This window comes from Mycolicibacterium holsaticum DSM 44478 = JCM 12374 (genome assembly GCF_019645835.1).
GTDB lineage: Bacteria > Actinomycetota > Actinomycetes > Mycobacteriales > Mycobacteriaceae > Mycobacterium > Mycobacterium holsaticum.
The window spans coordinates 5237014-5249496 of the sequence record NZ_CP080998.1; the positions used below are offsets into that span (position 1 = coordinate 5237014).

Annotated in this window: 12 protein-coding genes; 1 reads left to right on the plus strand and 11 read right to left on the minus strand. The window is 60.6% G+C overall.

What is annotated here, in order from left to right; all coding sequences use genetic code 11:
- Window position 1 precedes the first annotated feature (1 nt).
- The 11 genes from K3U96_RS25115 to K3U96_RS25165 form a co-directional block, all read right to left on the minus strand.
- A complete protein-coding gene (locus K3U96_RS25115; protein ID WP_220691446.1) occupies window positions 2-1147 on the minus strand; it encodes an MCE family protein in 1146 nt (381 codons plus the stop codon).
- Window positions 1144-2445 (minus strand): MCE family protein, encoded by a 1302-nt coding sequence (locus K3U96_RS25120; RefSeq protein ID WP_220693692.1) that lies wholly within the window; start codon window positions 2443-2445, stop codon window positions 1144-1146. Before K3U96_RS25120 ends, K3U96_RS25115 begins: the two co-directional genes overlap by 4 nt.
- A gap of 2 nt (window positions 2446-2447) precedes the next feature.
- Window positions 2448-3728, minus strand: coding sequence for an MCE family protein (locus K3U96_RS25125; protein ID WP_220691447.1), 1281 nt, complete (start codon window positions 3726-3728; stop codon window positions 2448-2450).
- On the minus strand, window positions 3725-4753 hold the full coding sequence (locus K3U96_RS25130) for an MCE family protein (RefSeq protein ID WP_220691448.1): 1029 nt from the start codon (window positions 4751-4753) through the stop codon (window positions 3725-3727). The genes K3U96_RS25125 and K3U96_RS25130 overlap by 4 nt, the downstream gene beginning before the upstream one ends.
- A gap of 19 nt (window positions 4754-4772) precedes the next feature.
- A complete protein-coding gene (locus K3U96_RS25135) occupies window positions 4773-6218 on the minus strand; it encodes an MCE family protein (RefSeq protein WP_220691449.1) in 1446 nt (481 codons plus the stop codon).
- A 5-nt stretch (window positions 6219-6223) separates the two neighbouring features.
- On the minus strand, window positions 6224-7078 hold the full coding sequence (locus K3U96_RS25140) for an ABC transporter permease (RefSeq protein ID WP_372514925.1): 855 nt from the start codon (window positions 7076-7078) through the stop codon (window positions 6224-6226).
- Window positions 7072-7875 (minus strand): MlaE family ABC transporter permease, encoded by an 804-nt coding sequence (locus K3U96_RS25145; protein ID WP_220691451.1) that lies wholly within the window; start codon window positions 7873-7875, stop codon window positions 7072-7074. The genes K3U96_RS25140 and K3U96_RS25145 overlap by 7 nt, the downstream gene beginning before the upstream one ends.
- Window positions 7876-8189: 314 nt before the next feature.
- The gene (locus tag K3U96_RS25150) at window positions 8190-8963 is read right to left on the minus strand and encodes an SDR family NAD(P)-dependent oxidoreductase (protein ID WP_220691452.1); all 774 of its coding nucleotides are present in this window, start codon (window positions 8961-8963) and stop codon (window positions 8190-8192) included.
- Window positions 8960-10165, minus strand: coding sequence for a cytochrome P450 (locus K3U96_RS25155; RefSeq protein ID WP_220691453.1), 1206 nt, complete (start codon window positions 10163-10165; stop codon window positions 8960-8962). Before K3U96_RS25155 ends, K3U96_RS25150 begins: the two co-directional genes overlap by 4 nt.
- Entirely contained in the window at window positions 10162-10383 is a 222-nt protein-coding gene (locus tag K3U96_RS25160; protein ID WP_220691454.1) for a ferredoxin, read from the minus strand. Before K3U96_RS25160 ends, K3U96_RS25155 begins: the two co-directional genes overlap by 4 nt.
- Before the next feature lie 150 nt (window positions 10384-10533).
- A complete protein-coding gene (locus K3U96_RS25165) occupies window positions 10534-11256 on the minus strand; it encodes a GntR family transcriptional regulator (protein WP_220691455.1) in 723 nt (240 codons plus the stop codon).
- A gap of 236 nt (window positions 11257-11492) precedes the next feature.
- Here K3U96_RS25165 and K3U96_RS25170 point away from each other — a divergent pair, with 236 nt between their 5' ends.
- Window positions 11493-12479, plus strand: a complete 987-nt coding sequence (locus K3U96_RS25170; protein WP_220691456.1) for a cyclase family protein — start codon at window positions 11493-11495, stop codon at window positions 12477-12479.
- Window positions 12480-12483: the final 4 nt, after the last annotated feature.

A 12483-nucleotide genomic window follows, 5' to 3' on the forward strand; every position in this document is an offset into this window, starting at 1 on the left:
GTCACGGCCCTTGATCGAAACGGTAGGGGGCAACCAGCGGATTAGCCGCCGTGTACGGACTAGGCATCTGACCGATGGTGCGGCCCCACTGCAGCTCGAGTTCGGTCAGATCCCCCTCCCAGCGGGTACCGGTGAACAACGACGCGTCAATACGGCTCAACGTCAGGTCGACGACGGCGGTGAGATTCGCGTAGTCACCCCGAATCCACTTCTCCAGCGTCGGTTTGGGGAAGGGTAGCGTCGACAGTAGGTCCAGGGACCGGGTCAGTGACGGTCCGGCGTCAGCGAGCGATTTCAGCACCGGACCCAGATCGTGCAGCTCCTTGACCAGATTCTCTTTGGTCTGCTCAACGGTCTCAGTCACCAGCGCACTGAGCTTGCCGCCCTGTGCCGCCGCATCCGCGAGAACCTCGCGCTCGTCCTTGAGGACCGTCAACGCTTGCGGCACAGTCTCGAGCGCCTTGTCGATCACCGGCCTTTGCTCGGCGAATTGCCCGACAAGGCTGTTGAGGCTGTCGGTCGCCGAGACGATGTCGTCTTTTTGGTCATCGAGATGGCCGACAAAGGTATCTGATTGCTCGATGAGGCTTTTCAGGTCATTCTCGCGACCGGTGACGGCCGTGCTCAATGCGGTGACGATGTCTTGAACATGCCCTACACCGCCCCCGTTGAGCACCATCGCAACTGCGGCGAGGGTCTCTTCTGTTGACGGGTGCGCGCCGGCTGACGACAGTGGAATCAGCGCGCCCTCCCTCAATTTGCCCTCTGGCGGAACATCCGTCGGCGGCGCCAGCTCGATATGCGCGGAGCCCAACAGGCTGGTCTGACCAATGGTGGCCGTCGCATTGGCCGGCAGGTCGACGTCGCCGTCAAGTGTCAACGTCACCAACGCATGCCAACCCTGAACTTCAGTCTTCGCCACGTTCCCGACCGTCACATCGTCGACGCGAACGCGAGAATTCCGTTCCAGGTTCTGCACATCGGGGAGCTGCGCCTGAATGGTAAAAGAACCCGGGCCACCACCTTTGGTTCCCGGCAACTTCACCGAGTTAAGCCCCTGGAACTCCGAGCAGGCGGGCAGCATAGCAATGGATATGGCCAAAAGTGACCGAGCGGCGATTCGACCAAGAGTGGCAGATCTGGTCATTGCCCCGCCCCCTGCGGCATCATCATTCCCCGCAGCCCGCCCTCCGACTCTGTCACAGCTGCCCCGTGGGGGGATGCTTGTGCGCCTTCCTCGGCCGGCAGAGCCGTTGGCGCGGCCGGCGGTGGGGTGGGTGGGATGTAGTCGGGACGCAGCCAGTCTTCGCTGTAGGTCAGCTCGTTGGGCCGAGCCGTTGCTCCGACGAACGGGTTCATGCCAAGCGGGGGAAAGTTTAACTGACGGTTCTTGATGATGGGCGCGAGGTACTGGACACAGAGCTTCGCAGATTGCTCGGCACCCAACTGTGACGCCGCCTGAATTGCACCGCACAAGAACTGTACTGGGTTAGCGAAGTTGTTGGCAGCCAAGATTCCGGTCAGCGTGCCCTGCGCCGGCTGGTAGATATTGACGAAGTTCTGCGCAGTGCTCGGGAAGACATGCAGGGCCTGCTTGATGTCGTCAAGGCTCTCGACAACCGCGTTGGAAACCGACGCCAGCTTGTCCGAAGTAACGCCCAGCGCCTCGCGGTTCTCAACCACGAACTTGGTGGCATCGTCAGCAACGTCACTGAGATCGCGGATCGCATTTCCCACCTCGTTGGGATCGTTGGCCACCAGTCGCGTCGCGGAGGCGAGGTTCTGGTTCAATGTCGTGAGCAGATCATCGCTGTTCTCCAGCGCTGACACCAGGGTTGAGAGATTCTTGATCGAAGAGAACAGATCGTCGCTGTGGTCGCCGAGCGCGGAGAGCGCCCGCGACAACTTCGTCAGGCTATCGCGGATGTTCGTACCCTCACCGCGTAGGTTGTCGGCGGCGGTGCTGACGAATCCTCCGAGGGTGCTGACGCCCCCTGGCTCTGTTGGTTGTAGTGTCTCGGTGAGCTTTTCGAGTTGTACCCGCAGGTCGTCCCACTCGACCGGGACGGCGGTACGGTTTTGGGGAATGGTCGCGTCATCCTTCATGACCGGGCCCGCACTGTAGGCGGGGGTCAACTGTATTGCCCGGGCCGTGATCAATGTGGGTGACAAGATCACCGCCTTTGCGTCGGCCGGCACCGGATGCTTGCTGTCGTACCAAAATGAGATCTTCACCCGGTCGGGCTCCGGCTCTATCCTTTCGATCTCACCGACAGGAACGCCGCGGATGACGACATGGTCACCGACGTAAATACCGTTGCTATTGTCAAAGTAGCCAACGACATTGGTTCGACCGATCCTGGCCGCCGTACGAGTAACGGTCACGATTCCGCCGACAAGAACCAACGTCAACGCCACGGCGACTGCGGCGGTCAGTTTACTGATCTTCACTGTCCACCCTCTTCAGCTGGTTGACGCTCATCGGCTGGCCCGCCGGCTCCTGGCGTCGATCCTGCACTGATTGCAGGCGGTCCCGGCGGTGGGCCACCCGGCGGGGGGGCTGGCAGTGGTTCCCGATAGGGATATCGAGAATCGCCGGGCTTGCCGGTGATTGCGTCGGGAAGTGTCAAATGCGGTGCGCCGCCCTGGCCGGTTCGCGGATACGGCACCGGCAGCGGAGGTGTCGCCGGTTGACCAACTTGCGGGTCGGCGCGCTCGGTGGGCGCAAGGACGTTGGGGTCCAATCCAAGATCGGAGAACGCAGCATCGACGAACGGTTGCACGAACTGTCCGGGCAGCAGGTTGACGACGTAGGCCTTGAAGAACGGGCCCGACGCCAGCGCCTCGCCCAAACCGAGCGCGTAGGGGTTGAGCTTCTTGATCGCCAGTTGCACATCGCTCTTGCGGTTGTCGACGATAGTCAACGCGCCGTTCAGTTTGTCCAGCATAGGCCTTACCGCTTGATTGTTCTCGACGATAAAGCCTTTCAACTCCTGACCTAGCGCTGAAAGGTTGTTCGCGATGTTGTCCAGGGCGGTACTTTGCGATTGCAACTCGATTAGCAAGGCGTTGGTATCACCCACCAACTTCACCACCTTGTCGCTGCGTTCGGCGAGGACCGCCGTGGCCTTGTTAGCGTTCTTCAGGAGGTTCCGGAGGTGCTCATCGCGCCTGTCCAATGTCTCGGACACGCGGCCGACACCTTTCACCGCCGCCTTCAAAGCAGGTGCGGTATCAGAAAACGTTTCCGTGAGGACGGCCAGTGAATCGGACAACTGATCAGTGTCCAAACCGCTGATCGTCTCAGTGAGATCTCCTAGCGCATCGGGAAGCTCATAGGGTGAAGTGGTTCGTTCCAGAGGTATCGGTTCGGTGAGCTCACCCTCGCCACGTGGTGTGAGCTCTAGGTGCCTGGTGCCGAGTAGTCCCTCCAGCCTGATCGATGCCTCAGTTCGCTCGCCCAGATGTACGTCGTCGATCTGGAATTTGACCAACACGCCTGGGCCCTCGAGTTCGATACTGGAGACTTCTCCGACGTCATAACCCGACACGGCGACGGTGCTGCCGGGCCGGAGACCACCTGCCTCGGTGAAGTACGCCTCGTAGTTCTTTCCCGTATGAACGAAGGGTAATTTGTCGTAGTTCAACGTGATCAAAGCAGCAGTGACCGTCAACGTGATGCCAATGGCACCCACGGTGGAGGGGTTCCGTTCGGTGAACCTGGTCATTTCGGCGTACACCTCCCGGACTTCTGGCCGACCAGCTTGACGTACACGGGCTGGCCGCCTTTACCATTTAGCTTCAGTACGACTTCACACATGTAGAAGCTGAAGAAGTCGCCGTAAAGTGCGAGCCTGTCGAGTAATTGGTATGCGTCGGGCAGGGTCTTGAGTAGATTGTCGACGTACTCGTGGTCCGCAACCACAGCGGCCGAGACCCGGTCAGCCTCATGTACCACCGTTTTTATCGGCGGCCGGGCCTGTTTCAAGAGTTCGGTGATCGATCCAGCCGCGGCGTTGGCGTACGCGATGCCGCTGCTGATGTCTTCCTTGCGCGCTTCCAGGCCTGCGACGAGTTCCGATACCGAATCGACCGCAGTCGCAAATTGATTCGTGTGATCGCCGAGGGAACCTAGAACGATGTTCAAGTTTCCGATTACCTCACCGATCAATTGGTCGCGATCGGCAAGGGTGTTGGTCAGCGACGCGGTTTCTGCGAGGATGGAGTTCATCGTCACGCCCTGGCCCTGGAAGGCAGAAATCAGCTGACCGGTCAGTCGGTTCACTTGATCCGGATCCAGTGCACGGAATAGTGGCCGGAACCCGCCGACCAGCGCCTCGAGGTCCAGTGCCGGCTCTGTTCGGCTCAGCGGGATGGTCGATCCTGGGTCAAGTCGTTTGATGTCACCCGGCTTCTGTTCAAGCGCCAGAAACCGGCCGCCGATCAGGTCTTTGAAGCGCACCGCAGCCCGGGTGCTGTCGGTGAGCATGACCGAGTCGTTCGTCCCGAACTCGACGAGCACGGTGGAGTCACGCCGCACGGTGAGCTTTTTGACCTTACCGACCTCCACGCCGGCGACTCGGACAAAGTCGCCTGGCCGCAGGCCGGAGACGTTCGCGAACACAGCCGAGTATGTCTGCTGCGGTTGAAATCTCAACTGCGCGAGGATGGCGATGAGCGCGAAGGTCAAGAACGTACACACGGTCGCATAGATGGTGAGGTGGAAAACCTTTGTATGCAGTCGTTTTCGCATCAGTTGTTAGCCTTGTCCACTAGGGGGCTCCCGGCGGGGGCAGCGCCGGCGCCGGGGTCGGCTGCACTCGCCCTGGATGTGCCGGCTGGAATGGCTGCGCTCCCGGGGGCGGGGGCCCGGGATCGCGCGGTCGACCAGGCGGTGGCGCCGACGGCAGGCCTGGGTAGCGCGGCGTACCGTTAGGCTCGTACAGCTGGGCCCCATATGGCGGCGCACCTGGGTACGGAATCGGACCCGGAGCCGGTCCTTCGAGGTTGCGAATACTAGGAGACTCGGGGACTGCCCGAGTCACCGGGAAGTAGTTCTCCCAGCCTGGGAACCCAATGCCGGGATTTGGACGCACGTCCAGACCGGTGCCCCAGCCGGTGTCGGTAACCAGGTACCGCTGCGGCCAGTTCTTGGAAACATCTGGCAACGAACCACAACTCGGTTGGCCACCGGGTCCTCCCTTGGCGCCGTTGACCGGCAGGTGCTGAGGGTAGCGATATGGGTCGTCGCCGGGCAGCAGCGCAACGTCCAAGATGATCGAGGTACCGTTGCGGCCACCGGCTATCTCGCCCCATCCCATCTCCATGGCCTTCGTTGCACCAAGCAGTGTGCAGGTAATTTCCGGATCGTACTTCTTCAAAAGTCTGGTCGTCGGCTCCAGCCCGTTGATGCCCTGCACCAGGTTGTCCTGGTTCGGCGCTATCAGGTCGATACCGGTGTGGGAGAGACCAATCAGGTTTATCAACAACGCATCCAGTGCCTGTGCATTGTCGGTGATGGTCGAGCTTGTCGTGCTGGCTGCGGCTAGCACCTGCAGGATGTCTTGAGCAGCCGCACCGTAGGTGTCGGCAACCTCCTTGAGGGCGCGGAAGTTCCCTCGCATCGTCTCACTGCGTGGGTTGATGGTCGTCAACACCTGGTTGAGATCGGTAATGGCGCCGCCGAGGTCCTCGCCCTTGCCCCGGAAACCTTCGGCTAACGCAGATAGAACCGCGTTGAGCTTTGCGGTGTCGACTTGTTTGAGCAGGTCGACGAGGTTCTGAAACACGGTGTTGACCTCGATGCTGACGTTTTGCGATCTCACCACCGCGCCAGCCACAAGTCGCTTGGAACTCGGCTCCTGGGGGGTTATGAGCTCGACATACTTGGCGCCAAATGCCGTTGGCGCGGCAATCTGCGCTTCGACATTGGCCGGAATGTATTTCAGCTGGTCGGGATAGAGCTCAAGCTCGAGCCGCACTGGGCTGTCCGACTGGATCGACGCGACGCGGCCGATCTGCACACCGCGCAGCTTGACTTTGGCATCGGTTTCCATCACCAGACCAGCACGGTCGGACATCACGGTAACCCGCGCGTAGGGCCTGAAGTCTCGATTGAACATGCCTACGGTCACTACGACCAGACCGATAATCACCGTCAACTCAATGACAGTCCAGATCGCCGGATGCAAGCCAGCCTCGCGCCATCTAGGTCTCATCGTTGCTATCCCGCTAGGTTGAAGTCGCCGGTCTTCCCGTAGACGGCCATACCGATCATCAATGTCGTGGCCACCGACACGATCAAAGATGCACGTACCGCGCGGCCAACTGCTTCCCCGACGCCCGCGGGTCCGCCCTTCGCGGTGAAGCCGTAATACGTGTGCAACAGCATCACTACAAGCGCCGTTCCGACCGCTTGAGTCAACGCCCAAATCAGGTCCAGGGGCCTGAGATAGGTCGAGAAGTAATGATCGTAGACACCCGCCGACTGTCCGAAGGCATGGATGTAGACGACCCGAGTTGTCAGATATGCCGCCTCGGCCGACAGACAAAACAGTGGGACGGTGACGATCACACCGGCCATGACTCGGGTCGAAACCAGGTACGCCATCGAGTTAATGCTCATCACTTCCAGAGCATCAACCTCCTCGTTGATCCGCATCGCGCCCAGCTGTGCGGTGGCGCCGGCGCCGATGGTTGCGGCCAAGGCGATATTGGTAATCAGCGGCGCAGACACGCGTGTGGTGACATATGCGGAGAAGAATCCGCCCACTGCGTCGGCGCCGACGTGACTCAACGATCGGTGCGCTTCAAGCCCGTTGAGTGCGCCCAGGGACATCAGCAAGAACGTGACGATGACTACGGTGCCGCCGATTGCGGCCAGCGTGCCGACCCCCAAGCTGGTCTGAGCGATGACCCGCAACGTCTCTACCTTGTAGCGAACCAACGCGTTGGGAATCAGCGCGAGGGATCGTGCATAGAACGCGGCTTGAATCCCGGCTCGGTTCCATTCATCGGTGAATTTGGTGATCATCCGGGTAGTCCGCGGCCAGAAGTGGCGGCTGGGTGCGCTCATGATGCCATCTGCGCATTCATGGCGGTCAGCAGAACGTTGATCATGAATAGCGTCATGAAGGAAAACACCACGGTTTCATTCACGGCATTACCGACGCCCTGCGGACCGCCCTCCACGGTGATGCCCTTGTAGCAGGCGATCAATCCCGCGGCGATGCCGAAAAGCACCGCCTTCAGGATGGCAATCAGGCATTCGCGTAGACCGACCAGAAGTGTCAGGCTCGAGGCGAATGCACCTGGCGTAACGTGCTGCAAATATACGGTGAACGCATAGTCGGCCGCCAGACCGGTCGTCGTCGTTATGGCGTTGAGCAACAGCGCGTTTACTGTTAGCGCAGCGACTCTCGGAACCAGTAGTCCGCGTACTGGATCAAGTCCCATGACCCGCATCGCATCGATTTCTTCGCGAATCGTCCGTGCGCCGAGGTCTGCGCACATCGCCGTGGCGCCTGCGCCTGCGACCACCAATACCGTTACCATCGGCGCGATCTGGGTGACGCACGCTACGCCGGCGGTGGCGCCGCCGAGGTCAGCAGCGCCCAGCTCGACAAGTAGTGCGTTGAGCAAGAAGACCGCGAATGCGTTGAACGGGATCGACAACAGGACGGCCGGCAGAATCGCCACCCGGGCGACAAACCACGTTTGGTCGATGAATTCGGCCCATGCAAACGGTGGTCTGACCATCTGCACCAAAATGTCGAGTGATACCGAGAAGAAGTTGCCGAGCGCGCGCGCGGGCTTGGCGGCGACCCGTATGGCCCCTTGAGGGGGACCGGTTTGGACCTCAGTCGGTGCTGCCATGCCAGCAGGGTCCTTCCTTTATGGTCGACAACCCGCAATCAGCATCCTGGATACATTGCCTGCGCTCAACGTACAGCAGCCAGATCACGCCGTCAATCCTTCGTGTTGGTCCGAGAAGTGCTTTCAAACAACCCTTTTCGAGATATTCGTCTTTTCAAAGCTGCCCACGCTGCGACAACCGCGGGGCGGGCCCGGGGTCCAGGCAGGATCGGCGCACAACACAGCGAGCACCTGCCGGCACGGGCTGAGTCGGCCAGTCCGGCTGATGCCCCACCCTGCGGTCATCGTCGACGACTCCGATCACACTGTCGTTCCTAGGAGAATGACAAGCCCGATGTCCAAGCGCCGTCGACAACGAACTCCGCTCCGCTGCAATACGATGCAGCGTCCGAGGCGAGGAAGCACACGACTTCGGCGACTTCCGTCGGGGCGGCAAGTCTCTTGAAGGGAACCAGCGGCTCCAACGCTTCTGCATTGGATTTCCCGACGGTACCCATGTCGGCCTCAGCGATCATCGGGGTATCGATCGGTCCAGGGCAAACCGCATTCACCCGTACGCCAAACTCAGCCACCTCGAGGGCGACCGAACGTGTCATACCAATGACAGCGTGTTTAGTTGCGCTGTAGACGGATTCGCCGGGCATTCCCCGAATTCCGTTCATCGACGAGACGTTCACGATCGAACCGCGCTTTGCTTCCACCATGCCGGGCAGCACAGCACGCATGCCGAGGTAGGGTCCGGTCTGATTGACAGCGACAACCTGGTGATAGTCATCGAGCGAACTACCTATCAGCGGTGCGATCCAGAGCACTCCGGCGTTGTTCACCAGAACGTCAATCTTGCCGAATTGGTCTGTCACTTCGGCGACCGCGGTTTCCCATGACCGCTCGCTCGTCACGTCGAGCTCGACGAACACCGCCCGCTCCCCGAGCCGTTCGACTAGTTCGCGACCGTTTACGGCATTGACGTCGGCCGCAACAACCGTCGCACCGTCTTTGACCATCGACTCGCAAACTGCGGCTCCAAGTCCTCTACCTGCGCCGGTGACCAACGCAACTTTTGAGTCAAGCCTCGCCATCGTGTTCATCCGGCGTTGAACCTGATCGGCACCGAGACGTACCCCTGGACTTGACCAGGGCACCACCGCACCTTCGAATCGTCCTCGATTTCGAAATCCGGGACTCGGCGCAACAACTCCTCGAGCAACACTCGCATTTCAAGCCTGGCGATGTGCGCTCCCATGCACTTGTGTACGTGTCCACCGAACGTGAGATGTCGATTGGGGCTACGGTCGGCCACGAAGTCGTCCCCGGCGGGAAACTCCCGTTCATCACGGTCTGCAGAGCCGATCATCATCAGTACCACGTCGCCGGCCTTTAGCTGTTGGCCCGCAAACTCGATGTCCTCCAAGACTAGCCGGCTGGGTTGTGATGGCGACCAGAACCGCAGCATTTCCTCGACCGCAGCCGGAATCTCGGATGGATCTGCGGCTAACTTGTGGCGCAGGTCCGCGTCCTTGGCCAGGTGCCAAATCATCGAGCCCATCGCCTTTTGGGTGGTGTCAATGCTGGCGAGCAACAACAGCAGACAAAAGCCCAGCAACTCGTCCTGAGTCAGCTTCTTACCATCGACTTCGGCCCTAAGCAATCTGGACAGGACGTCGTCGCCGGAGTGATCGGCCCGCCGCTCTTCGAGCTTCGCCGTAAAGTACTCGTACTGCTTCTGCATCGCCACTTTGGGCGCCTCTGGGTCGGCCGGCGAATTGTCAACCACCGCTGAAACCCATTCCAGCAGTCGCGGTGCATCATCGTTTGGCACACCGAGCAGGGTGGTGCCCATATAACACGGAATAGGTTCGGCCAGCGTCTTATACGCATCGCATCGTCCGCTGTCGATGAAGCCGTCGATGAGTCGGTTGACAACTGCGCGAATTGGATCTTCCCACAGCTCCCGGGTTCGGCGGGGTGAGAATACCGGTGCCAGCAGCGAGCGATACACCGAGTGAGCGGGCGGGTCGAGCTCAATAGGAATCATCGGCGCGTCTTGCGGGAAAGCCGGGAACGTGATGCGACGTGAAGAGAACACCTCTGGCCGGTGGATGATCTCGTAGCATTCCGGATAGCCGGTCACGACCCAGAATCCGCCATAAAGCTCACTTCTACCGATCGGGCTGTCGGCCCTGAGTTGTCGATAAACGGGATACGGGCAGTCGCCCTCGGGCGTCGTGGTCATGTGGTCGAAATTTCCGTAGCCCACTGGGCACGCGGTTGATTCGGGTAGCTTGGTCACCACTGCGCACTCTCACTCTCGTCGATCGTGATTGCCTCTTCCGGGCAATTCGCACTCACTTCGGCCAGCTTCGTCCGCAGCTCAACTGCTTCCAGAGGCCGTCCGTCCAGAAGGAAGCCGGCATGCCCGTCGTCATCGATTGGAGCGAACAAGTCCGGCTCCATGGCATAACAACGACCGTGCCCCGCGCAGCGTTGTTCGTCAATTGAAACCTTCATTGGTCGGTGTCCCTCGTTCCCAGTTCTTCCCGGGCTCAGTGCGCCCGTTCAGCCGATCGCAAGCCATTGAAGCATCCTGGATACAGGATGCTTCGGAGGTTACCGCTACGAGTACACGTCGTCAATCATCGGCTGGCCGGGATAGCAAGCTCAGCCGAAATATGGCGCCAGCCGCAAGGTTCGGCGGATGTGTCGCCTCGCCTCCTCCTCGGCGGCACCAACTTTGCGCTCCACAACCGCTTCCAGGATGTTCCTGTGCTGTTCCTGCGCTTGATCCAGGAACTCCTTGTAGGTGTTGTCCGGATTGGCCGCCGCCAGATTGGCCGCCGCCGTTTCGCGCACCAGCGGCAGATACAACATGGCCGAGCTGGTGCGAATCATCGAGGCAAAAGACTGGACTCGGGCATTGCCTGAGGCCAGTGCGAACAACTCGTGGAACGCGGCGTGCGCGCGGTTGCGACGCACGGGGTCGTATGGTTCTGACGAGCTGGCCATCTCTTCAAGCAGTTGATAGGCGCGGGCTTTATCCTGCGCCTCCAGGCCTTTACGCGCAGTGAGGCGAGCCGCGAGGCCGTCGATCACCTCGCGCATTTCATACATCTCACGCAGATCTTCTGGCCCAATCTGAACCACCTCGACGGTTCGGTTGTTATCTGAACTTCGGACCAAACCTTCACTGTCCAGGACACGCAATGCCTCTCGCAGAGGCGTGCGACTCACGCCGAGCTGCGCAGCCAACGCGACCTGCGGAAGCGGCGTTCCAGCGGGCAACGTTCCATCGACGATGCTCTCGCGTAACCGGTTGATGACCTCGTCGACCAGCCGAGGCGTCCTGCGGAGCAATTCAATCCGGGTTGAGGCGTCGGTGGTCATAGGGTCCTCCTTGCGGGCATGGCGCCCCGTGGCCGGCCGATCTTTCCTGGGTCCGGCGACCCGGCGGAGTGACCGCATTGCGCAAGCAGGCTGGTGTCTGGGGTTCGCACTTGTCCAAACAGTGTAAAGCAGGAAACCGGGTCGCGGTCTTGTCGTTCAGCATCCTGGATGCAATACTCGGGTCATCGAGGCGCAAGTGCTTGTGGGCCGTACGTTAATGAAAGATTTGGGTTGCAGTGGACAGTTTGACCGAGTTCCACCGTGTTGCCGATGAGGTGCGGAATTGGGGTCGCTGGGGTGCGGCCGATGAGCTTGGAACGCTCAACTTCATAGACGACGACAAGGTTCTTCAGGCAGCCAGCTTGGTGAAAAAGGGCAGGGTCTTCGCGCTGGGTATCGAGTTCGGCACGTCGAGCCCGCAGGGGGCCCTTGATTTCCGCAACAAGCCGATTCACCTGATGACCGTGGACGGCGGCGACGAAACGCAGTGGGCGCGCTATGGCAGCGACTGGCCGGACAACAGTACGGCGCAGCAGATCAGCAAGTACTTCGGCGCCAGCGCTTTCCGCTTCAACGATGACATGATCATCATGCCACTTCAGGCATCGACGCAATGGGACGCACTATCGCACGTGTACTACGACGGCCTGCTCTATAACGGCTTCCCGGCGGCGTCGGTCACCAGCGCCGGTGCGTTTCACTGCTCAATCGACAAGGTCGATGTCAAGGGTGTGACGACCCGCGGCGTGCTAATCGACATATGCAAGCACCGAGGTGTCGACTTTCTCGAACCGGGCAAGGACATCACCGGAGCCGAACTCGACGCGGCCGCCGCCGCCCAAGGTGTGCGTGTGCAACGCGGAGACGTCGTGGCGGTTCGTACGGGATGGATAGCGAGATTCCGGCAGACGGGTAATCCGCTGGAACCATCCTCAGGGCTGTCCTGGACCGTTGCCTCCTGGCTGCACGAGCACGAAGTCGCAGCGGTTGCCGCCGACAACGTCCAAGTGGAGAGCTTGGAGTCAGGTGTCGAGGGCATGTTCAACCCGCTGCACCTACTGACGCTGCGCGATATGGGCATGATGCTGGGCGAGTTCTGGTTCCTCGATGATCTGGCCGCTGACTGCGCCGCCGACGGCGTGTACGAGTTCCAGCTTGTGGCGCCGCCGCTGCGGGTCACTGGCGCCGTCGGCTCTCCCGTGAATCCCATCGCCGTCAAATAAGCAG

Bases quoted from the DNA above. Each gene is read 5' to 3' on its own strand.
- K3U96_RS25115 (WP_220691446.1), bottom strand. From the start codon at position 1,147: ATGACCAGATCTGCCACTCTTGGTCGAATCGCCGCTCGGTCACTTTTG.
- K3U96_RS25125 (WP_220691447.1), bottom strand. From the start codon at position 3,728: ATGACCAGGTTCACCGAACGGAACCCCTCCACCGTGGGTGCCATTGGC.
- K3U96_RS25130 (WP_220691448.1), bottom strand. From the start codon at position 4,753: ATGCGAAAACGACTGCATACAAAGGTTTTCCACCTCACCATCTATGCG.
- K3U96_RS25135 (WP_220691449.1), bottom strand. From the start codon at position 6,218: ATGAGACCTAGATGGCGCGAGGCTGGCTTGCATCCGGCGATCTGGACT.
- K3U96_RS25145 (WP_220691451.1), bottom strand. From the start codon at position 7,875: ATGGCAGCACCGACTGAGGTCCAAACCGGTCCCCCTCAAGGGGCCATA.
- K3U96_RS25150 (WP_220691452.1), bottom strand. From the start codon at position 8,963: ATGAACACGATGGCGAGGCTTGACTCAAAAGTTGCGTTGGTCACCGGC.
- K3U96_RS25160 (WP_220691454.1), bottom strand. From the start codon at position 10,383: ATGAAGGTTTCAATTGACGAACAACGCTGCGCGGGGCACGGTCGTTGT.
- K3U96_RS25165 (WP_220691455.1), bottom strand. From the start codon at position 11,256: ATGACCACCGACGCCTCAACCCGGATTGAATTGCTCCGCAGGACGCCT.